We start from the raw sequence: 22,138 nt of genomic DNA, 5'->3' as shown, positions 1-22,138 counted from the left end.
AAATGTACACTTATGGAAGTTAAGAAAAATCCACGTTACGATTTAGAAAAAAAAAGAGGCTTATTCTTAGAAATAGGATTTTTACTCAGTTTTTTGTTTGTTTTGCTTGCTTTTGAGTATAGAGTACCCACGAAAGAAGTGGAAGTTTTAACGGAAGATTTATCGCAGGAAATAGAAGATATCGTACCAGTAACGATTCAGGAAAGGAATAAACCCAAAGAGTTGCCTAAAATTAAGCCTTTGGAATTAACTCAACTGATTCTGGCTGATGATGATGATGATGTACCGGATTTAGAAATTGAGGATAGCGATGCAAATGAAGATGATTCTTATCAGATTGCTGAAGTTACAGAGCCAGAAGAAGAGGTGGAAGATATTCCATTTGTGAGAGTAGAATTCATGCCAATCTTTAATCCTTCTAAAAATAAGACTTATGAAGAAGGAATTCGGGACTTATTTATTACAATGCAAAAAATGGCTAAATATCCCGTTATTGCACAGGAAAATGGAATTGAAGGGAAAGTGTTTGTGAAATTTATTGTGACTAAAACTGGTGAAATTGCAAATGTTATGGTTGTTCGGTCTATTGACCCTGCACTAGATAGGGAAGCAATTCGTGTGGTTCAAAACTTACCAAAATTTAAACCTGGTTTGCAAAGAAACAGGCCAGTTAGTGTATGGTTTAGTGGTTACATTTCGTTTGTATTGCAATAGTTTTTTTTGGTCCAGATTAACTAAAAATATAGTTGTGGCTGGAGGAATGAATCATTTGAATATATCGCATGAATTTAATCCAATATAGAATAAAGCACAGTGGATATTATTAGGTTTTAAGAAAATGCTAAACTTATAGCTGTTGTGGAATAATAGTCTATATTATGCTTTGATTTTGCAACAATAAATGATTAGAAACGTATTTATTTATAGGAAAATTGTTTTTTGATAAACTCTCTAAATAAGACTTGATCCGGATACGATTAGTAAAATATTAGTGTACGGATTATGCTACTATTTGAATAACTGTATAACATTTGAATCGGAGAAGCTATGAAACCAAAAAAGAACCCAAATTTTGATTTAGAAAAACGCAAATCATTATTCTTTGAAATTGGTATGGTTGTAGCTTTGGCCATTATTTTAATTTCATTTGAATGGAGATCTAGTGTGAAAGAGGCTGTTTCCTTTACAAATGCTAAAGATTTATCAGTTGTAGAGGAAATGGTTCCAATAACCAGACAGGAGAAAATTAAAGAGCAACCAAAGCTACCACCCAAAATCAAACTTACGGATGTAATCACTATTGTTGATGATGACGTAGATATTGATAATGAATTGGAAATTGTAGAGGAAGATATAAATCAGGAAACGGAGATAAAGACAGAACCAAGAGAAGTTGTGGCAGAGGAAGAGGAGGAAGATGAAACTCAAATATTTGTAGTAGTAGAGGAAATGCCAATTTTCCGTCCGGATATTTGTAAAAATCGACAAGAAGGGGATTTAGAGCTTTATCGGTATATAAATTCTAGTATTAAATATCCTGTAATTGCACAGGAGAATGGTATAACTGGTAGAGTGTTTGTACGTTTTGTGGTTGGCAAAGATGGAGGAGTATATAATATTGAGTTGGTTCGAGGGGTTGATCCATCCTTAGATAAAGAAGCCCTTCGGGTAATTAAAAACTTACCAAAATTTCAACCAGGAAAACAGAGAGGAAAACCAGTAAAAGTTTCCTATACTGCGGTTATTAATTTTGTATTACAGTAATCACTTGTTTATAATTAAATTGGAAACCTGCCCTAATAATGCAGGTTTTTTTTCTTATAAAATACAAGTTTCAAACTGATTTCCTTGGGCATATTTCACCAATAAGCTTTGAGCAAAATCCATTGCTTCAAGCAAACCGTTCTCCATTTGGAAACTAATGAAAATCATTAAAAAGCGTTTGCAGTTATCATCAATTTGCGTCCGTGGAGAATCGCTTGTTGGACTGCCAAAAGCAGAGATATCATCACGAAAAACAGGTAATTTATCTATATTCAAAATACCACGACCAATTCCCTGATAAACTTCATGTGCTTCTCCAATACCGAAACGAATGATGCCTTTTATTTTATCTGCATTATATCCTCCAATGGAAAATCCGCTGTGGACAGATACTAAATTAAGAAGATCTACAACATTATTAATTTGATACAATCCTTTTTTATTAACCAGTCTGCGAAGTAAAGCTTCCGACGATAAACGATATCTACTGGGATCTTTACCTATAGTTCTATATGCCTTTCTCGAATTTTGAATTGCGGAGATCTCTCGTATGCTCTCAAAGCTTAGATTGTTTTCTATTCGTTCTGTGTAATTCTTAATCTCCTCCCATAGTTTAGGACAATTCGTTTGCATATTTACATTACACTCAATAGCTCCTAATTGCAGATTAGGACATGTCATTTTTAATTTTTCTTCTATTTCAATTTTAAACATGATTTAATCCGATAAATTAGTTGGTAAATAGTTCAATACAAGTATTCGTTCTTAATAAATAGGGAAACTATCTGCGATTAACGAGCATTGTTTCATTTTTTATTTAAATCCAAAAATAGAAATAATTGTCGGATTTTATTTTGATTTAAATAATTTTATCATAAGCTTTTGGCAAGACAAGATATTGGTTAACTTTAGAGAACGAAACATTTTTAATGTATATGAATCAAAAATCAGCACTAATTACCGGAGCAGCTAAACGAATTGGTAAATCCATCGCTTTGCATTTGGCAGCCAATGGTTATGGTATTGCGATACATTACAATCAATCGAAGAAATCAGCCCTTGCATTACAAGCAGAATTGCAAGACAGGTATCCCCAACAAAAATTTAAAATATTTCAATGTGATTTAGGTGATACGAATCAATTGGAAAATTTCATAGATAGGGTAATGCAGCATTTCGATAGCTTAACTGTATTGGTAAATAATGCCTCTGTATTTGAGCCCGGAAGACTTAGAGAGACAAGTGTTCAACTTCTGAATAATCAGCTTGATGTGAATTTGAAGGCTCCTTTTATACTTTCTAGAGATTATGCCATGAATAACAAGTATGGGAATATCATTAATTTATTAGATACGAGAATTACCAGTAATAATAGTTCCTATGCGGCATATAGTTTATCTAAAGTTGCCTTGTCTTATTTCACTAAAATGGCAGCTTTGGAATTTGCTCCGAACATTAGGGTAAATGCGATTGCGCTAGGTGCAACTCTTGCTCCCGAAGGAATGGGTATTGAATATTTAAATTCTTTGGCAGCAAAAACACCAATGAAAATTACAGGGGGAATAGAACCTATTTTACAATCACTCGACTATATTTTAACTAATGATAATCTTACCGGACAGATTTTATTTTGTGATGGGGGAGAACAACTCTTATAAACCGAAATTATGGCAATAATTCGAATTAAGAATCTTTTAATTAGAACTTATATCGGGTTTAACCCCGAAGAATTGAGAAACAAACAGGATGTTGTCATTAATATGACGATTAAAGCGGATGTGCGTGAAGCCATTATAAGTGACGATGTGGATCACTCCTATAATTACAAAACAATTACAAAAAAGGTGATTAAATTGGTTCAGGAAGGGAAATTTAAAATGCTGGAGAACCTAACCCAGCAGATTTTAGATCAGATCATGGAAAACCCTATGGTGGAATGGGCAAAGGTAGAAGTGGATAAACCTCATGCCTTACGTTTCGCAGAATCGGTTTCGATAGAATTAGAAGAAAGACGAAAGGAAGCAGAATAAAATATAGCAAGATAAATGACGAGAAGATCTCGTCATGATTTTAGATAGGAATATTTTTGAATAACAAAACCTATTTCTCATGAACAATTGTATAATAGGCATAGGCTCTAATATTAATCCTGAGCAAAATATTAGAAAGATGATATGCCTGCTTTCTAAAGATCATTTGGTGCGAAAACATTCCTCATGGATTAAAACTGCACCGATAGGAATTACCGATCAGGATAATTTTTTGAATGGTGCGTTAAGACTGGAAACACAACATTCGCGCGAAGAATTTAATCAGTATTTAAAACAATTGGAAGATAGAATGGGTAGGGATCGTAGTTTGCCAAAATTCGGTCCGCGTATAATTGACCTGGATATCGTTGTGTGGAATGGCGAAATTGTGGATGAAGATTACCATACCCGAGATTTTTTGAAGAATTCTGTCGATCAGCTACTTTAATTGAAAGTATGTTCTCAACTGATTAACGAGAGAAACATCAGCAGGAGCCCAATCTAATCCTTCCAGTTCGGATAAGGATACCCACCGGATTTGCTCGTGAACCCTTACTTGGATATCACCCGATATATGGCTTACAAAATAGGCTTGTAAGTGAATAATTTTGGAACCATAATCGTAGATGCTTTCCCCCAAATAATCGTTGATAGCAGTATTAATACCAAATTCTTCGTAGAGTTCTCTTTTTAGGCATTCCTTGGTATTTTCGTTTGCTTCTACTTTACCACCAGGGAATTCCCACTTACCGTTTAATTCATCAGAATGCTTGCGCTGAGCAACCAAAATTTTCTGATTTTTGATTAGTATTGCTGCGGTAACCAGTAGGGGAGTCATTTTTTAGCATCTTCTACAGGCACTAACTTTTCCAATAAATCGGAAGATAAGCGAACCAGATTTTTGCAGGACATGGTGTAGTTGAAACGGATATCAAAGCAGGTAAGATATTCCGATTTTTCCTGAAATAGAGTCTGAAACTCTTTCAACAGCTCAGGTTGATCTTTCAACAACTCTTTGGCTGCATAATATGCACCGCAGTATCCTTTTTCAGCTTTGCCGTTTCCATATTTTGCAAATTCTGCTATTCTCTCGTTGGAGATATCAAATTCCTCCTGAAAAGCTTTAAATACAGCTTGCGCACAATTATAGTAACCGGGTGGTTTGTGAAAACATTTTAAAGCGGTTTCGGCTTTCGATCTTTTATGAAAAAAACTCATTGCAAGAATTGCTGTTGTTTAACAACAAATGTAAGCTTTTCAAAAAAACAATTGGAATAAATACTATGCTTCTGCAACATATTTTGATTGAAAACTATTAAGATATAATTTTGATTTGTCACTAATCAAATTCACTTTTAAAGTAAATAGAATTATTACAAAGTGTTTTGCTGATTAGGTGGACTGAGTTCAAAAAACAGCAACTTAATCAGGCTATGATATAGGATTGAAATTCACAAAAATAAAAAGGGCCGAAAATTACTTCGGACCATTTTTTAATATATTTGCTATTCTATTTTTTCGCTTTGCCTTTACGCTTCCTAATGTTTCTTACATAGATGAGCTTATGCCTGCTTTTGGGACTTTCGCGTTGTTCCAGCTCAAATTTACCGATAGATTTAATCAAAGGGGTTAGTTTTTGAAATCCATAGTTTCTGGAGTCAAAATTGGCTTGTTTCTTTTGAAGTAAACTACCCACATCACCCAAAAATGCCCAACCATCATCATCCGACAAATCGTTAATAGTGGTGATAATTAAATTAATTTCCTTGTTTGTTATTTTGTCTACCGAATCTTTTGGTTCTGGCTTTTCGTTTTCGAATTCCTCTTCTTTCGAAGCATTCTTGAGGATCTCGATATAGATAAATTTGTCGCAGGCTACAATAAACGGATTAGGTGTCTTCTTCTCGCCAATACCAATCACTGTCATTCCTGCTTCTCTTAGGCGTGTAGCCAGGCGAGTAAAGTCGCTATCACTCGAAACCAGACAGAAACCATTTACCTTTTCGGAGTATAGAATATCCATGGCATCGATGATCATGGCAGAATCGGTTGCATTTTTACCGGTAGTGTAACCGTATTGCTGAATGGGGGTAATTGCATTTTCAAGCAAAAGGCTTTTCCATTTTGCGAGGTTGGGTTTGGTCCAATCCCCATAAATTCGCTTAATGGTTGGATTACCGTATTTGGCTATTTCCTCCATCATTTCTTTGATGTAAGCGGATGGAATATTATCTCCGTCGATAAGTACTGCTAAATTTATATTCATTGGGTTTGTATTTATTGTAATTCTATCTTGCATGTAGGCTTAAAAGTTTAGGATTTGGAATCATTTTCCAGATAATCTCTCAGGTTGCCGCCTAAAAAGTAGTTCCAGCCTGCGGTACAACTTTCATTTGTAAATTCGGGAATATCAGAAGGTAAACTTTCTAAGCCGGTAGTTGTTAATCGCAACTTTGTTTGTCCGTTTTCATCAAATAATTCGAAATTAGACCAAGAGGCACCTGGAATACCATCAAATGTCCACTTGTAAACTATTTTGTGGGGCTCATCTACTTCGGTGATCTCCCATTGATGTCGAAAAGTTCTGTCTCCGGATACTACATCAAATTGGGTGCGAAATCCAACTTCGGCTTTAAAATCTGGTATATTATTAAAATACCACTTCCGCATTTCCTCTATATGGGTAAGAGCATTCCAAACCTCTTCCACAGAAGCATTATAAATTTGTTCTACGATAATTGGTACTTGTGAGTCTTTCATTATTTCTTGTGTAATTTATCAGATTAAGAAAATTTCTATTATTTCAGCAACTGTTTTGTGCTTTATTTTATCATGGTGGCTAATACGCCAAAAAAGTTACTGAAATTATGGGATAGAACTACAAAAAGCAGACTTTTACTTTCTATGATATAGAAATCTGCTCTCTATTTATTAATGAAGCCAAAATTTGATTTATAGGCGGATTGATATTTGTATTCAATCTTTTCTACTCCGCACTTTTTTTACAAATCATTAAAAACAAAGGATATTTTCTGATGTTTCCATCAAAATTTCGTTCCATCTCGAAGCATATTTTATAATACACCACCTCGAAACCATACTTCGATAATTGATCTGCGAAAGCATTTTTATTAAAGCCGTTATGCCCGTTGAAATGTTGCTGATGTGCATGAAAAGAACCATCTTCCTCCACTAAATCGGCAATACATAAATAGCCATCGGGTTTTAATATATCCCGAAAAGCCTTTAAAATATGGTCGGTATCAGGAATATGATGCATAGTCATTAGTGTATAAACCACATCGTATGCTTTGGATTCCAATTTATCTGTGGTTAAATCGATGTGTAATGGTTTAAAATGACTGAGACGACTTTCTTTAATTTTTTCCTGCAACACCTGAATCATTCCCTCCGAATTATCTGCAAGTGTAATACTTTTAAAAGCCTCTTTCAATTGGAAACTGAGTAATCCTGTTCCACAACCAAATTCCAGCGCATTTAAAGTTTTATTTGGATGTATAAATTCATCAATCTCTTTGGCTACTACGCTGGCTCTTTCGTTTTTTAACGGATTGGCATCCCAATCTTTGGCTTGTTCATCAAAGTGTTTCATTGCTGTGTATTGTTAGGCTAAGTTTTGTAATTGCACTAATGGCGCAACGAATTTAATAAATAAAGGGAATTATTGCCTTTGTATGGGATTTGTAATCGCGATAAGCAGTGCCAAATTGCTCTGATAGGGCAGTTTCTTCAATTTTTATTCGTCGGATAAATACGGTCAACATTAATACGGTGATGATAAGTAGTGAATACCAATTGTTGGTAGATAAGCCATATCCTACAAAAGAGATTAATGATGCAGCATAGGAGGGATGGCGCAAGTGTTTGTAAAAGCCATCGGTTTTTAGCTGATGATCTTCGCGAATGGTAACATCAACCGTAAAAAATTTGCCTAAACTTTTGATGATGCTAAGGCGCAAGGCAACTCCAAACAAAATGATACCAATACCAGCGTAGCCTGCAATACCGGTAGATGTAATTGGTAAATTGGTGCGGATAGATACAAATACAGCCAAACTGATGCCTAGAATAATGCCAAGCCAAATTAAGCGCAAGCTGTTTTTGTCGGCATGCTGTTTGTCCTTTTTCGATGATCGCATGGAGATGTTTAAAAGTATCTCGGAAAGACACCATATACTATAGATTATTATTTCGAATAGATTCATACATGGTTTATTTTAAGAGTTTAGTCTTTCTTGAAATATTTTTTCATCAATTCCAATAAAATACTTTTTTTAATTGGTTTAGAAATATAATCGTTACAACCGGCATTAATTGCTTTTTCACGGTCTCCTTTCATTGCATAAGCAGTTTGTGCAATAATGATTATTTCCTTATTGAATTGTCTGATTTTCTCGGTGGCTTCCAGTCCGTTCATTTCTGGCATTAAGATATCCATCAATACCAAATCAATATCAGGATTATTCTTGCAAATTTCAACAGCTTCTTGTCCTGTCCTTGCTATGAGTATTTCTTTTCCAAATTTGTCAATCATAATTTCAGCAAGTTTTTCCGATGTTTCATCGTCTTCGGCGATCAGTATTTTTAAGTTTTTAGCATAATTTTCACCACTTGCAGAAATAACGTTTTTCAAAATCACATTTTTTGCTTTATCAGTATTATAGGGTAAAGTAAAATAAAAAACAGAGCCTCTATCTTTTTCGCTTACCAACCAAATTTTACCGCCTAGCATTTCCACATATGCTTTTGAAATCGACAATCCAAGACCAGCTCCTTGCCGAGCCATTTTATCTTCAATATCAGCCTGAATAAAACGTTCAAAAATAGCTTTCTGACGATTTTGAGGAACGCCAATACCAGTGTCCTTTACAAAAAACTCTAAATATTTATCTTTTTTTTCGTAGCCAAATTCGATAGTACCTTTATCGGTATATTTAAAAGCATTATTAACCAGATTAAGCAAGACGGCAAGTACTTTATCCGGATCAGTTTTAATGATAGCGTCTTTATCCTGTAAAGGAGTTTTATAGCTTATTTCAAGCCCTTTTGCTTCCACTTGAGATCTAAGAAAATTATATGTGTGTTCGATTTGTTTGTTAATATTGATTTCCTTAATCGATACTTCCATGAGATTGGATTCTATTTTCGAAATATCCATTATTTGGTTGATAATATTGAGCATACGAGCTCCTCCCTTTTCTATTAATGCAATGTAATCTTGCTGCTGCTCGTTTGCAAGATCTGGCTCTTTTAAGAGTTCTGAAAATCCAAGGATTGCATTCATTGGTGTGCGGATTTCATGGCTCATATTAGCAAGAAAAGCAGATTTTAATCGGTCGGATTCTTCTGCTTTATCTTTGGCAGCTATCAAATCTGAAATCATCTTTTTCTTTTCGGTAATATCTTCTTTTACCGCTAGAAAATGCAAAATTTTGTTGTGATCATCAAAAACAGGAGAAATGATAGCGTTTTCCCAGTAATATTCTCCATTTTTATTTTTGTTATGAAACTCTCCATGCCAATTTTTACCTGAAGTGATTGTATCCCAAAGTTCCTTATAAAATTCATGTTTATGTTCGCCCGATTGAAGGAAACGTGGATTCTTGCCCATTACTTCTTCTCTAGTATATCCCGTAACTTTTGTGAATATAGGGTTCACGTATTCAATTTCACCTACTTTATTCGCAATAAGAATGATTACTGGATTTTGATCAATGGCTTGTCCTAAAAGTTTTAATTGTTTTTCAGCCAGTTTACTTTGTGTAATGTCTTGTATTATAGAATGTAAATATTCCTTTCCTTCAATTTCTATCTTGCTGCTAAAAACTGCCACATCTTTTATCTTCCCATTCTTTAAGTAATGTCTAAATTCGAAAAAATTCCTGGAATTATTTCGTGCATCTCCCATTTCTCTTCTTAGTTCTTCAGGTTCGAGGGTATTTATTTGATCGATATTCATGCTTTTTAATTCTTCATACGACCACCCGTAAAAGGCAATTGCCGATTTGTTAGCATCAGCTATATTCCCAGTTTCGGGATCAATCAATAATTTTACAGCTGCATGATCGTCAAACAATCTTCTGAATTTTCTTTCACTTTCCTTCAATGCGTCTTCTGCTATCTTGCTTGCGGTAATATCCTGCAAAATGCAATGCGTTTGAAGAAAATTATCATTACTGTCATTACCAATTTTCCCAACAAAGTTTATAGTAAGTAAAGAGCCATTTTTATGAACCATTTCAAATTTGGTATTTATATATCCTTGTTTCAAAAATAAAGGGAATGTATTTTTCACTTTCTCTTGTGAAGAGACTGTCATGAATTTGCCAAACCAATTGCCAATTACTTCCTCGCGCGAATAGCCAAGCATATCCAACCATTGCTGATTTATTTCTATAAAGTTGCCTTTATAATCGAGCGATTGATAGCCTAGTGGAGCTTTATTGAATAATATTTGGAATCGCTTCTCACTTTCCTGCAAGGCTTTTCTACTTTGCAATCTCTCCGTAATATCTCTATTACTTACCCTTCGCCCCAGAAAATCTTTATTTTCATCGTAAATTGGCCTACAGGTATGGTAAGTATTTACGATAAATCCATCCTTTTTAACAATCCTGAATTCTATATTTTCCAATTTATCGCGGTCATGATAAGAATAGGTTTTATCATGGTGTTTCAATACAGCGTTAAGGTCATCGGGATGAATAATTGAATTTGCTAATTCCGGATTTGATATAAATTCATCGGCGGTATAACCTGTGAATTTTTCGCACGAAGGAGACATGTACATTATCTTGTTATCCTCATTTTCCCAATATTCCCAGTCAGCAGTATAATCAGCGAAAGTTCTGAATTTGAATTTTGCCCATCTCAAAGCTTCCTCCACCTTCTTCTGTTCTGATATATCATGGACTATTAGTGAAAATATTTCTTTATTATTCAAATTCAATTTGGTTTGATAAACCTCAACATCACGAATACTGCCATTAGCCAAACGATGTTTAAAAGTGCAAAAATTATGATTTTTCTTTCTTGCTTCAATTATTTTACTTTTTATCTCCTTAGGCGGTAAAGTATTTATTTGATTGATATTCATTTGTAATAATTGCTCCTTTTCCCATCCATAAAATTCTACGGCTGAATTATTGGCAAAAGTTATTCTACTGGTTTCTGTTTCAAAAGCTAAAATAACAGCTTCATTATTTTCTAAAAAATTTCGGTGCAGCTTTTTGCTTTTGATGATGGATTCTTCCGTCTTTTTGAGTGTGGTAACATCAACACTAAACGCTGCAACACCTTTTATCTCCCCATTCTCAAGAATAGAATTTAAATCGACATTGAAATAATAATGCTCACCCAGAATTGTTTCACTAAACTCAAAAGATATATTTTTTCCTAATAAGGCTGCATCATATTTTGGTTTCCAAAAAGCTAATAATTCAGGAGAAAGAGTTTCCAAAATATTCATACCAACTTTTAATTCTTGCTGGTAGGCTGCAAAAAAGGCATTTTTAAAATAATTGTTACATGCTAAAATATTATAGTTGTTATCAATTGACCAGATAGATTCTTTTTTATTATCGATTAATACCTGTAATTCTGATTTTGATAAGATTTGTTTTTTTAGCTCCTGTTTATCTCTGACAACACTATTGTCAAAAGATGCTTTTAAAGAACCAATTTCTTGCTGTAATCTCTTTATCTCTTTAGTAAGTTCTCCTTTTGTTTTATCCTGTTCAGCCATTATCCTGTTTTTAAAATTAGATTCCTGTAGCAAGTTCTTTTTGTTGCATTGCATCTGTCAAATTTGCACAGGAACATTTTTTAATTGCACTGTAGCGAAATGTACTTATAAAAGCTATTAAACTCAAATATACTGGCTTAAATAAGATGGTTTACTAACAAAAATGGAAAATATAGAGGTAGGACTGAAAATGCTTTGAGGAATCATAAGAAGACATATTTGTTTGTTTATGGCAAAGCATCGTTTTACAGCTTTCCGAAAACATTGTGGAGGGACGATAGAGTCATCAATACCATTGAAAAAAAATGGTCAGACACAGTTCCATGAATATATCCATAGCACCCCAATTGGTTTGAGTCCAAAACACCCATAAAATGGCACTTCCCGCATTTGCGGAAGCTTAAGCCAACATCAGGATAGCACTCCGCGCAAGCGTGGGAGCTCAAGTCAATAGTTGCGCGATAGCAAACGCATGCGCGGGAGCTCATCCCGGCATTTATTTAGGCTCCCACGCATGCGCGGAGGTCTAAGTCACGTTTGACTTGGCTTCCTGCAATCCTGCGGACCTAATCTGAACTGTGACTTGAGCTCAAACAGTTGAGGGGAATGCCATTCCGCAATTGAAGTGCTTTCACGCGCATGCGGGACACTGTTTCCCAATGTTGAGATGGCTTCGCGCAGTTGGGGAATGCCCATCCGGATCGTGACTTGGCTTCGCGCAGTTGAGGGAACATGAAAATCAATATTTAAGGCTAAAGTTTATTTGGTTTTAGTATAAATAAGAGTATTTAAGGACTTTGAAAATGAGGAGCTCAAATATCTGTAAAGCCCAATAATTCCTGAGCTTTTAGATATTTATGTTCGGATTAAATCATTTTGTATTGTCTGCAAATGATGTAATCTATAGTGCTATAAAATTTGGATGTTAACTAAACAGTTTATAGTTTTATCTCAGTATTAATTTTACAAACCACAAATATGATTAAGAAAATTTCCTACCATTTGATGCATGCTGACGAGTACTATACTCTAGCTGGACAATTAAGCAAAGATATTTTAAAACAAGATGTTCAAGATCCTCAACTTGCTTTATTAAAAGGATTGATGGATGATGATCTAAAAAATTTAGATCTTGCTTACCTCAAACCTAAGTTCAAAAATTTAACCATGACTGTTGGTGATTCTGATGCAGCAAGGGATGATGCATTTCGGGCATTCAAAACTTATGTTGAAGCTTGTAGTCTTCGTAAATTAGATGGTTACAATGAGGCTTGCGAATTATTAATGGAATGTATTGCTTTACATGGGCGCAATCTTCATCGAGAAAGTTATGCTGTGCAGACTGCACGCGAAAAAAAGCTGATTTTAGATTTGGAAACTACTCCTACGCTTACCGCTGCGATAGCAACAATTGGTGCTAATGATTGGTTTCAGGAAATGAAAACAACACAAGAGGAGTTCGAAACGATGTATGAGCATCGGAATGATAATACAGCAGCTGCTCCAAGCATTAAAACCGAAGATGCCTGTATGGCATTGCGCCATTCTATTGAAATGATTATTCGATATATTAATGTGATGGCCAGCCTCAATACCAATCCGGTTTTTGGTACCATAACACAAGAGATGAATCAGCTTATTGCTGCTACAATGGTGAATGTAAAATCGCGACAGACTCGTCTCGATCATCAAAGAGAAGAAACAATTGGCAGTGATCAGTAAAACGTTAATCGTGATAACTGCCACCATAATTTATACCCTATGGGGAATTTTCCTGTGAATAAGGAATTCTCCTTTAGGGTTCAGCGCTAATTCTGAAGCACAGACTATGCTTTCCGAAGGTGAAATTGCCATTATATTGGGGAATTTCCTTTTCGGGATTAGCAGCATAAGCACTACTACTTCATAAATAAATCCCAAATGAGTTTATTCAATAAAAAAACCAAAAACAGCATTAAATCCTTGGGCAAGACGCTCACTCAAAAAGGGCTGCCCTTATTGGCTTCGGCGCTAACAGGTGGCGTTGGAGGTCCGATTTTGAATATGGTTGCCGATGTGCTTGGCATCAACAGCACCGATAGTAACGATCTGGAAAAGGCGATTCAAAACAATCCGGATGCTATCGTAAAATTAAAGGAGCTGGAGATGAAGCACCGTGAGAAATTGCAACGCTTGTCGCTGGAAATCGCCCGTGTCGATTTCGAACGCGATCAGGCTTATTTATCCGATAAGGTAAGTGCTCGCAGTCGCGAGGTGGAGATTACCAAAGCCACCGGACACCGCGATGTGAATCTCTATATTTTGGCGTGGACGGTGGTAGCTGCTTTTTTTATCCTTACCGGGATATTGATATACAAACCGCTTAGTCAGGATGCTTCGGGATATATCAATCAGTTATTTGGTGCTATGGCAACCGGATTCGGTCTGGTGCTTTCCTACTTCTTCGGAAGCAGTCGCAGCAGTGCCGTAAAACAAGATATGCTCCATGAACACAGCATGAAACTTGCTCAACAAGATCCCTTTCGGGATGCAAAAGGTTGAAGATATTCTTAGTTTTAATTTTACTGTCGGGATTGGGCTTAGCTCTTTTCCGACAGGTTTTATTTAGACCGATAGCTTAAGCATTTACACAAATATCATGGAATTAAAAGTAATACGTTTTAGTAGGGAATCGGGTAGTACACAGGGATTGCTGCTTATAAACGATCAATTTGCCTGTTATACCCTCGAGGATGAAATGCACGCACAGAAAATAGCAGGGAAGACCTGTATTCCTGCGGGACGCTATAGAATGGCACTTCGCACCGAAGGAGGCCAAAGCCAGCATTATGCCCAAAAATTTCCTCGTATGCACAAAGGTATGCTTCATGTTACATCGGTTCCCGGATTTGAATACATCCATATTCATATCGGCAATACCGCCAAAGATACCGATGGCTGTCTGCTCCTTGGCGATCAGGTGAACAACAACATGCAGGGAGAAGGAAAAGTTATTCATAGCACCATCGCTTACAAGCGGATTTATCCGATAATTGCCAGCGCAATAGAGAATGACGAAGCCGTGTGGATTGAATATGTGGATTTGGCTAATATTGGGGATAAGCCGGAAACTCCAAAGCTTATAGCTCAAGTGAGTGCCGATCGCCTTAACCTGAGAGTAGCACCCCATAAAGAAATTGCAGCGGTAATCAAGCAAGGAACTTCCACCAGCATTATCGAGCAGGAAAATGGTTGGGATAAAGTACAGATAGAGGGATGGGTGGCTTCGGAATATATGAAGAGAGGATAGAGGTCTTGGTTTTTTTTGAATAGGTGTTTGGTTTCTGATTACTGATTTTTGTTGTTGAATCTTAATTTAAATGTTTAGTCCCCAAAATGTAAATCTTAAAGAATAATAAATAGATTAGATAATTGAAAACGGATATTTTAAATATTCTTTTATTTTTGCGTATTCACAAGCCGAAAAATAAATATGCAAAAAGTAGGAATTATTCGTTGTCAGCAAACCGAGGATATGTGTTCTGGTATCTCGGATTTTAAAGTATGTGCAAAAGGGAAATTAGCTTTTAAAGATATTGGAACGGTAGAAGTTATGGGTTTTGTAACCTGTGGTGGCTGCCCTGGGAAAAGAGCTGTAGCAAGAGCTAAAATGATGGTTGATAAAGGTGCAGATATTATTGCAATGGCTTCGTGCATTCAAAAAGGCAATCCTATTGGCTACCCTTGTCCGCATTTCGACACGATGCGTAATGCCATTAAAAAAAGCTTGCCACCTGAGATTTTTTTTCTGGATTGGACACATTAAGAGGAAATACTATATTAATTTACCCAGAAACGAACAACCAATGGCTTTTAAATTATCCGGAGATTATGCACTACAATTTTCTGGTTTTTTCCCGAGGATGGACAATGCTTCGGTTGGACATATTGCTAAACAGTGCTGGCATTTCAAACAATTCTGTTCATTCTTATTTCGAATTATCGGCTTAGTATTCATTTAGATAATGCCAACAAGACAATCTTGAACACAAAGCCCATATTCAATACATTTTGCCTCATTAATTTTGAAATCAAGCATATACTGATTATTGCTATTCTTATTCTTTAATTTTCGAGTAAACAATTCCCGATTTACCATCCTCAATAGCTTGCTTGTATAATTTGGCAAATTCAATTGCGGGTATTCCTGTTGAAGAATCGATACCCATCATTTCCATGGTTTCCTTTGCAAAGGAAGGACTCACTACATTTACTCGTTTGTCTCCCATTTCAAGCGCAGCTGCTCTCACAAAAGCTTCAATTCCCGCATTAATCATGGAGAGCGATGTACTTCCCGGCATAGGATGTTGGGCAAGCAATCCGCTGGTAAGTACAAAGGTAGTTCCCGAATGAGCGTATTTTCTACCTATTAAAACTAAATTTACTTGTCCCATCAATTTACTTTGCAGTCCATAATGATAATCCTGAATAGACATTTCATCCATGGATGCCCATCTGCCAAAGCCACTAGTTGAAATTAGAGCTTCAAATTTACCAATTCGTTTAAACATTTCATCCACGGAAATAGCATCCTTCATGTCTAGTTTATAATCTCCACTAGATCGGTTTACCTCAATTATTTGATAGTCTTCCCCTAAAAGATCAACTACTTTTTTACCAATAACTCCGGTTGAACCTACTACGATTAGTTTTTTCTTGTTCATGATATCTCCTTTCTTTCTAATCCATCACATATTACTAGTATTTTACAATTAATTGCTCATTTTCAGTATTCCTGATTTAAACAGAAATAGCATGGAGAATAGGTGCCTTTAGCATCCCTGTAATGGTAAGTTACGCCATAAAATTATTTTTTCACGGATAGATTTAAAATCCTTTATCACTTTATTGATACTATCCAACAAACAGTTTGGAGGTATTTTCTGAATCCATGGAATTTGATTCAAAGGGATATTTTTATAGATATCTTCAGTTTCCATAGATAGTCTAATTTATTACATGGAAAAAACAGCAAATAAGTTAATTTCCATAAAGAATAAGGAATAAAAAAAGGATCGAAGTTATTCGATCCTTTTCTAACACTAAATGTTAACCTTAATCTCAATCTATGATAAAACTACTACTTATTTCTTATTAATCTACATTTCAAAGATAGGCTAATAGGCGGTTAAGAGCTGCAAATAGACGTTAAAAAAGATTAAATGATCTGTTAATAAAAATGGCTGAATAATCCAGCCATTTTTCATCTAACCATTAACCAACTAAAAAAACTTAATTTATGAAAATTCCCCCTCTTAATATAAATACAAATCTCTTGAATAGAATAAGTGTATTCTTTAGATGAGTTGTAATCGGCCGCAAAAATATAATAATTATCAATACTAAAAATTAGGATATAGAATTTTATTTCACTGTTTGAGAATTGGTTGAAGATCTGCTTTGAATAGAATTTTTTCTTATTTGAATTATTGATTTCTAACATTTCTTTCTCTATATTGTATGCAGAGAAAACCTCCCATTGTTATTACCACCAAAATTTAGGACATCACATAATTATTCAGAGAAATTGATGCTTCTCTGTAATGTGAAATTCTAAATAAAATACCATGTTCGATCTTGATAAGTGGCAAGAGATTTTTGAAACCATCCGAAAGAATAAATTAAGGACTATACTTACAGGCTTTAGTGTCTCGTGGGGTATATTTATGCTTATTATCCTCCTTGGATCGGGTAATGGATTACAAAACGGCGTTTTGGATCAGTTCAAACGAGATGCTGTAAATAGTTTATGGATTTATAGTGGCAGAACCAGTATGGCTTTTAGCGGGATGCAACCAGGTAGGCGTATTCAGTTTACCAACGAAGACTATGATCGTACAAAGGCTTCCGGACTGGATGTGGATAAAATTAGTTCCCGTTACTCCATATTTCAAAACAATATAATTTCTTATAAGTCGCAATATGTGAATTATGAAATTATCGCAGTCCATCCAGATACCGAAACTTTGGAAAATACCACATCATTAAAAGGACGATTTTTAAATGATATTGACATAGCCAACTCACGAAAGGTAGTGGCAATTAGCACTATACTTGAAGAAGCTCTCTTTAAAAAAGAAGAGCCTGTTGGAAAATACATCAAAATAAATGGTATTCCATTTCAAGTAATTGGAACTTTCACGGATCATTCTGAACGTGATCTCCAACGGGTTTATGTACCTATATCCACAGCGCAAATGGTTTTTAATGGCGCCAATAGAATTTCGAATATGTCCTTCACTACCAATACTCACGATATTGAAGCTTTGAAGCAAATGGAAAGTTATTTGCGAAAAAACTTTGCAACCCGGCATAAATTCGATGCTTCGGATAGAAGAGCAATGTGGATTAATAATAATATGGAAGGATATCAAAGAACCATGGCTTTATTTGCTGGAATAAGAATTTTTGTATGGATTATAGGTGTATTTACGATTATTGCAGGTGTGGTTGGAGTTAGTAATATCATGATAATAGTTGTAAGGGAACGAACCAGAGAAATTGGAATTCGAAAAGCCTTGGGTGCTTCTCCCAATTCAATTGTAAGCTTAATTCTTTTAGAATCTGTGTTAATTACCAGTGTAGCTGGATATTTGGGTTTGGTAATGGGAGTTGTTTTGTTGGAGGTACTTGCTCCTCACACTCAAATACAATTTTTCATGAACCCGTCGGTGGATTTGAGTGTGGGTATTGAGGCAACCTTAGTGCTTGTCTTTGCTGGCTTGGTAGCTGGTTTTTTTCCCGCCTGGAAGGCTGCCAATGTGAAGCCAATTGAAGCCTTAGCTGACGAATAGAATAAAAACCTAATAATCTAAAGATATGTTTGACAGAGATCGATGGTCCGAAGTATATATGGCACTTAAAAGTAATAAGTTGAGAACCTTTTTAACTGCTTTTGGGGTTTTCTGGGGTATATTCATGCTAATCATCATGCTTGGTTCCGGAAAGGGACTTGAAAACGGAGTTTACTATGGAATGGGCGATTTTGCAACCAATTCCGTATTTGTATGGGCGCAACCAACCAGTATGCCCTACAAAGGCTACAAGCCGGGACGACGTTATAATTTCACCAATCAGGATACAAAGGCAATTTTGGATAATATACCTGAGATAAAATTATTAGCTCCACGCGTGCAAGCTCGGGGAGGAGATGGCACGAACAATGTTATCAGAGGGCTTAAAACAGGTGCTTTTAGTATTTTGGGAGATGTTCCGGAGGTAAATCAGATAGATCCGGTACATATTACTGCAGGTAGATTTTTAAATCAGGTAGATATAAATGAGTCTCGTAAAATTGCTATTATAGGCGATAGGGTAGTTCAAGTTCTGTTTGAGAATAAGGAAGATCCTATTGGGGAATACATCAAGATAAATGGTGTATTTTTTCAAATTGTAGGCACCTTTAAATCCATGCATAGTCAAGGTTGGGGAGAATGGCAGGATCAGTGTGTTTTTATACCTTTTAGTACCTTACAGAAAACTTATAATTTGGGGACTAGAGTAGGGCATTATTCCATTACATCAAAAAAGGAATACACCGCCACCTATGTTGAGGCGAAAGTGAAAGCTCTGCTGAAAAGGAGGCATTCTATCGACCCTGACGATAAAAGGGCAATTGGGAGTAACAACGTGGAAAAAGAATTTATTCAAATTAATAATCTGTTTTTGGGAATTTCAGGATTGATTTGGATCGTTGGTATCGGAACACTACTAGCTGGGATTATTGGAGTGAGCAATATAATGCTCTTCATCGTGAAAAAAAGGACCAAGGAAATTGGAATCCAAAGAGCACTAGGAGCTTCTCCATCCGTAATAATAAGCTCTATTTTAGCTGAATCGGTTGTGCTAACAGCAATTGCAGGATGGTTAGGACTTGTGTTTGGTGTTATATTGCTTGAAGTTATAAATAAAGCTATTCAATCGGGAGGAGGAGATAATACCATGTTCACCAATCCCGAAGTAGATTTTAATATTGCTATGATTGCCTTATTGATATTAGTTTTTGCAGGAATCTTCGCAGGAATTATTCCAGCCAGGAGAGCACTAGAAATTCGTCCAATTGAAGCTATTCGGGATGAATAAAAAAAGTCTAATGAAATGATAATCCAAAAGCTACAATTAACCACCAATAATATGGAAGCTCAGCTGCAATTTTATGTTGGAACGCTGGGTTTTAAACTTACAACAAGGAATACTACTTCCTTTACTTTTGAGGCAGGGGAGACTTTGGTTGAATTTAATTTTGTGAATGAAAAAATCGTTCCGGTTCATTTTGCTTTTTCCGTAAAGGCTAAGGATATTTTATCAATCTTGGAGTTTCTTCATGAACGGTTAACACCAATTAATAACAACTCAAATCCTGTTTTTTCTTTTCCTAATTGGAAGGCAAAATCAATTTACTTTTATGATTCTGATAAAAATATTATTGAATTTATTTTGCGCAAATGTGATACCTGCAATATCTCAAAATTATTCACAATAAATAATGTGATTAGAGTATGTGAAATAGGTGTTGTATGTGCAAATTGTCAGCAAGCAGCATGCTTAATTCAAAAAAACTTAAAATTAACAAGATTCATTGGTGAGAATAAGCATTTTATTCCAATGGGTAATTCAGAAGGCCTCTTGATTTTAGTTGAGTACGGACAAAAGAAATGGTTCCCAACAGATCAATATGCAGAGTTCAATAGAATAGAAACAGAAATATTAATTCAGGGTAAATTAGAGCACTTAATTTGTGAAAATGGATTGATTCTATTTCGTAATAACTAGATGTTTTGAACATTTAAATATTTCGTAATATAATATTGATATTATATTTTGTTGTTGGTGAAATATAATTGTAAATTTATGATTTACAATGAATTTAATAAGCTAAACCTTAATCCAAAACCCAATTATGAAATTAAAGCAAATATTTTTCATTTCTATTTTAATGATATTCTTTTTAGGCTCTAATTATGCTCAAAGCCTTTCCATTTATCATCAAATCACCACTTTTGATAGTATTCCTGTTCGAAATGCTACAATAGAGATTATAGGAACGAGCCAAATCTATAAATCCGATTCCTTAGGGTTTTTTAAACTCCCGAATGAGTTTTCCGGGAAGATAAAAATTAGTGCTAAAGGTTTTATTAGCAGAAAGGAAAAAATAAATAGTATGTCAAAATCTTTGAAATTTAACTTAATTTCAAAGAATGGGAAGAGGGCTAATCAATTGGCTGTTGATTCGGGTCATATTTCAGATAAAGAAAAGTTTTATGCAGCTGTTAAATATGCCAAAGAAAATCCGGATTATTCGTCTTATGCTAATGTTCTAGATATTATTAAAGGTAGATTTCCTGGCGTTACAGTGGAAGGAGATAGAGTTATTATTAGAGGAAAATCCTCAATATTTGGAGCTACTGGAGCACTTATCGAGGTTGATGGGATTGTTATGAATAAGGATATCGTGAATACTCTACAACCAGGTGAAATAAAAAGTATTAGAATTTTAAAAGGAAACCAACTTACTTTATATGGAGGACGTGGAGCAAATGGTGTAGTAGCAATAAAAACAAAAAAAGGAACTAGTAAATAAAATTAGCGGCTGATTCAAGATTGAATCAGCCGCTAATTTTTAAAATAAACCTTCGGTAGATAGATATCTTTCTCCTGTATCGTAGTTGAAAGTAAGAATTGTAGCATTCTTATCTATTTCTGCCAATTTTTTACTGACCGCAGCAACGGAAGCTCCAGTTGAAATCCCGCCGAGAATTCCTTCCTGTTGAGCTAACTCTTTTACTTTAGCAAAAGCTTCTTCCTTAGATACCTGAATAGTTCCATCTAAAATTTCAGTATGCAAATTTTTAGGAATAAAACCTGCACCAATTCCTTGTATTGGGTGCGGTCCAGGATTACCACCACTAATTACGGGAGAAGCTTCAGGCTCAACGGCAAATACTTTAATGTTTGGAAATTTCTGTTTTAATATTTCAGCAACACCAGTAATATGTCCTCCGGTTCCAACACCTGTAATTAAATAATCAACGCCATTGGGAAAATCATTGATTATTTCTTCTGCCGTTGTTTTTCTATGAATATCAACATTAGCTTCATTATCAAATTGCGAAGGCATCCAGGAATTTGATTCATTAGCAATTAGCTCTTCTGCCTTTTTAATGGCTCCATTCATGCCTAATTCTCTTTGAGTAAGAACAAATTCAGCACCAAAGGCAGCCATCAAGCTTCTTCGCTCAACAGACATAGATTCGGGCATAACCAAGATAAGTTTATATCCCTTTACTGCAGCCACCATAGCCAGACCAACACCTGTATTACCAGAGGTTGGTTCAATGATAACCGATGATTTATTCAAAAGTCCATCTTTTTCAGCTTTTTCGATCATAGCCAAGGCAATTCTATCCTTAATACTACCTGCAGGATTCGATTTTTCTAACTTCATCCATACATTAGCACCGCTAAATATTTTATTCAACTTTACTACCGGAGTATTCCCAACTCCTTCTAAAATGTTATTTAACTTCATTTTACGATTATT

24 protein-coding genes are annotated in these 22,138 nt (G+C 35.3%); 13 read left to right on the top strand and 11 right to left on the bottom strand.

What is annotated here, in order from left to right; genetic code table 11:
• The first annotated feature begins 12 nt into the window (after positions 1 to 12).
• Positions 13 to 714 carry an energy transducer TonB gene (locus DLK05_RS06005; protein ID WP_127343099.1) on the top strand — a complete coding sequence of 234 codons (702 nt, stop codon included), beginning with the start codon at positions 13 to 15 and terminating at the stop codon, positions 712 to 714.
• Positions 715 to 1,047: 333 nt separating this feature from the next.
• Positions 1,048 to 1,764, top strand: a complete 717-nt coding sequence (locus DLK05_RS06000; protein WP_127343098.1) for an energy transducer TonB — start codon at positions 1,048 to 1,050, stop codon at positions 1,762 to 1,764.
• A gap of 54 nt (positions 1,765 to 1,818) precedes the next feature.
• On the opposite strand, the gene DLK05_RS05995 is transcribed toward DLK05_RS06000, so the two are convergent.
• Positions 1,819 to 2,478 carry a B3/B4 domain-containing protein gene (locus DLK05_RS05995; protein WP_127343097.1) on the bottom strand — a complete coding sequence of 220 codons (660 nt, stop codon included), beginning with the start codon at positions 2,476 to 2,478 and terminating at the stop codon, positions 1,819 to 1,821.
• Positions 2,479 to 2,699: 221 nt separating this feature from the next.
• Between DLK05_RS05995 and DLK05_RS05990 the strand changes: the two genes are divergently transcribed.
• The 3 genes from DLK05_RS05990 to folK all read left to right on the top strand — a co-directional run bounded on the left by DLK05_RS05990 (position 2,700) and on the right by folK (position 4,242).
• Positions 2,700 to 3,422, top strand: coding sequence for an SDR family oxidoreductase (locus tag DLK05_RS05990; RefSeq protein ID WP_209319744.1), 723 nt, complete (start codon positions 2,700 to 2,702; stop codon positions 3,420 to 3,422).
• Between the two features lie 9 nt (positions 3,423 to 3,431).
• Positions 3,432 to 3,794 (top strand): dihydroneopterin triphosphate 2'-epimerase, encoded by a 363-nt coding sequence (folX, locus tag DLK05_RS05985; protein ID WP_127343095.1) that lies wholly within the window; start codon positions 3,432 to 3,434, stop codon positions 3,792 to 3,794.
• Positions 3,795 to 3,873: 79 nt separating this feature from the next.
• The gene (gene folK / locus DLK05_RS05980) at positions 3,874 to 4,242 is read left to right on the top strand and encodes a 2-amino-4-hydroxy-6-hydroxymethyldihydropteridine diphosphokinase (RefSeq protein WP_127343094.1); all 369 of its coding nucleotides are present in this window, start codon (positions 3,874 to 3,876) and stop codon (positions 4,240 to 4,242) included.
• Here folK and DLK05_RS05975 read toward each other — a convergent pair.
• From DLK05_RS05975 to DLK05_RS05945, 7 genes are all read right to left on the bottom strand, one after another.
• A complete protein-coding gene (locus DLK05_RS05975; protein ID WP_127343093.1) occupies positions 4,234 to 4,632 on the bottom strand; it encodes a (deoxy)nucleoside triphosphate pyrophosphohydrolase in 399 nt (132 codons plus the stop codon). The two genes, folK and DLK05_RS05975, sit on opposite strands and share 9 nt — an antisense overlap.
• Positions 4,629 to 5,012, bottom strand: coding sequence for a C-GCAxxG-C-C family (seleno)protein (locus tag DLK05_RS05970; RefSeq protein WP_127343092.1), 384 nt, complete (start codon positions 5,010 to 5,012; stop codon positions 4,629 to 4,631). Before DLK05_RS05970 ends, DLK05_RS05975 begins: the two co-directional genes overlap by 4 nt.
• 292 nt (positions 5,013 to 5,304) lie before the next feature.
• The gene (locus DLK05_RS05965) at positions 5,305 to 6,060 is read right to left on the bottom strand and encodes an NYN domain-containing protein (RefSeq protein ID WP_127343091.1); all 756 of its coding nucleotides are present in this window, start codon (positions 6,058 to 6,060) and stop codon (positions 5,305 to 5,307) included.
• Between the two features lie 47 nt (positions 6,061 to 6,107).
• Positions 6,108 to 6,554, bottom strand: coding sequence for an SRPBCC family protein (locus tag DLK05_RS05960; protein ID WP_127343090.1), 447 nt, complete (start codon positions 6,552 to 6,554; stop codon positions 6,108 to 6,110).
• 226 nt (positions 6,555 to 6,780) lie between these two features.
• A complete protein-coding gene (locus tag DLK05_RS05955) occupies positions 6,781 to 7,407 on the bottom strand; it encodes a class I SAM-dependent DNA methyltransferase (protein ID WP_127343089.1) in 627 nt (208 codons plus the stop codon).
• Between the two features lie 52 nt (positions 7,408 to 7,459).
• Positions 7,460 to 8,020 (bottom strand): methyltransferase family protein, encoded by a 561-nt coding sequence (locus tag DLK05_RS05950; protein WP_209319743.1) that lies wholly within the window; start codon positions 8,018 to 8,020, stop codon positions 7,460 to 7,462.
• A 20-nt stretch (positions 8,021 to 8,040) separates the two neighbouring features.
• Complete coding sequence (locus DLK05_RS05945) at positions 8,041 to 11,559, bottom strand: PAS domain-containing hybrid sensor histidine kinase/response regulator (RefSeq protein ID WP_209319742.1); 3,519 nt, start codon at positions 11,557 to 11,559, stop codon at positions 8,041 to 8,043.
• A 978-nt stretch (positions 11,560 to 12,537) separates the two neighbouring features.
• Between DLK05_RS05945 and DLK05_RS05940 the strand changes: the two genes are divergently transcribed.
• The 4 genes from DLK05_RS05940 to DLK05_RS05925 all read left to right on the top strand — a co-directional run bounded on the left by DLK05_RS05940 (position 12,538) and on the right by DLK05_RS05925 (position 15,364).
• Positions 12,538 to 13,281 (top strand): DUF6261 family protein, encoded by a 744-nt coding sequence (locus DLK05_RS05940; RefSeq protein ID WP_127343087.1) that lies wholly within the window; start codon positions 12,538 to 12,540, stop codon positions 13,279 to 13,281.
• Between the two features lie 276 nt (positions 13,282 to 13,557).
• Complete coding sequence (locus DLK05_RS05935) at positions 13,558 to 14,100, top strand: hypothetical protein (RefSeq protein ID WP_127343086.1); 543 nt, start codon at positions 13,558 to 13,560, stop codon at positions 14,098 to 14,100.
• A 97-nt stretch (positions 14,101 to 14,197) separates the two neighbouring features.
• Positions 14,198 to 14,848 carry a DUF5675 family protein gene (locus DLK05_RS05930; protein ID WP_127343085.1) on the top strand — a complete coding sequence of 217 codons (651 nt, stop codon included), beginning with the start codon at positions 14,198 to 14,200 and terminating at the stop codon, positions 14,846 to 14,848.
• A 183-nt stretch (positions 14,849 to 15,031) separates the two neighbouring features.
• Positions 15,032 to 15,364 carry a CGGC domain-containing protein gene (locus DLK05_RS05925; protein WP_127343084.1) on the top strand — a complete coding sequence of 111 codons (333 nt, stop codon included), beginning with the start codon at positions 15,032 to 15,034 and terminating at the stop codon, positions 15,362 to 15,364.
• A gap of 292 nt (positions 15,365 to 15,656) precedes the next feature.
• On the opposite strand, the gene DLK05_RS05920 is transcribed toward DLK05_RS05925, so the two are convergent.
• Positions 15,657 to 16,262: a short chain dehydrogenase gene (locus DLK05_RS05920; RefSeq protein WP_127343083.1), complete on the bottom strand. Its 606-nt coding sequence runs from the start codon at positions 16,260 to 16,262 to the stop codon at positions 15,657 to 15,659.
• Positions 16,263 to 16,370: 108 nt separating this feature from the next.
• Positions 16,371 to 16,538 (bottom strand): hypothetical protein, encoded by a 168-nt coding sequence (locus tag DLK05_RS17475; protein ID WP_209319741.1) that lies wholly within the window; start codon positions 16,536 to 16,538, stop codon positions 16,371 to 16,373.
• Positions 16,539 to 17,165: 627 nt separating this feature from the next.
• On the opposite strand from DLK05_RS17475, the gene DLK05_RS05915 reads away from it, so the two are divergent.
• From DLK05_RS05915 to DLK05_RS05900, 4 genes are all read left to right on the top strand, one after another.
• Entirely contained in the window at positions 17,166 to 18,392 is a 1,227-nt protein-coding gene (locus DLK05_RS05915; RefSeq protein ID WP_127343082.1) for an ABC transporter permease, read from the top strand.
• 25 nt (positions 18,393 to 18,417) lie between these two features.
• Positions 18,418 to 19,680: an ABC transporter permease gene (locus tag DLK05_RS05910; protein WP_127343081.1), complete on the top strand. Its 1,263-nt coding sequence runs from the start codon at positions 18,418 to 18,420 to the stop codon at positions 19,678 to 19,680.
• A 15-nt stretch (positions 19,681 to 19,695) separates the two neighbouring features.
• On the top strand, positions 19,696 to 20,370 hold the full coding sequence (locus tag DLK05_RS05905) for a VOC family protein (RefSeq protein ID WP_127343080.1): 675 nt from the start codon (positions 19,696 to 19,698) through the stop codon (positions 20,368 to 20,370).
• 127 nt (positions 20,371 to 20,497) lie between these two features.
• The gene (locus tag DLK05_RS05900; RefSeq protein ID WP_127343079.1) at positions 20,498 to 21,178 is read left to right on the top strand and encodes a TonB-dependent receptor plug domain-containing protein; all 681 of its coding nucleotides are present in this window, start codon (positions 20,498 to 20,500) and stop codon (positions 21,176 to 21,178) included.
• 39 nt (positions 21,179 to 21,217) lie between these two features.
• Here the strand turns inward: DLK05_RS05900 and cysK are convergent, their stop codons facing one another.
• A complete protein-coding gene (gene cysK, locus DLK05_RS05895; protein WP_127343078.1) occupies positions 21,218 to 22,126 on the bottom strand; it encodes a cysteine synthase A in 909 nt (302 codons plus the stop codon).
• Positions 22,127 to 22,138 lie beyond the last annotated feature (12 nt).

Origin of the sequence: Ancylomarina longa (assembly GCF_003996985.1) — a bacterium.
Taxonomy (GTDB): Bacteria; Bacteroidota; Bacteroidia; order Bacteroidales; family Marinifilaceae; genus Ancylomarina_A; species Ancylomarina_A longa.
Note: the sequence above shows the minus strand (reverse complement) of the source record. Positions and strands in the feature narration are given on the sequence as shown.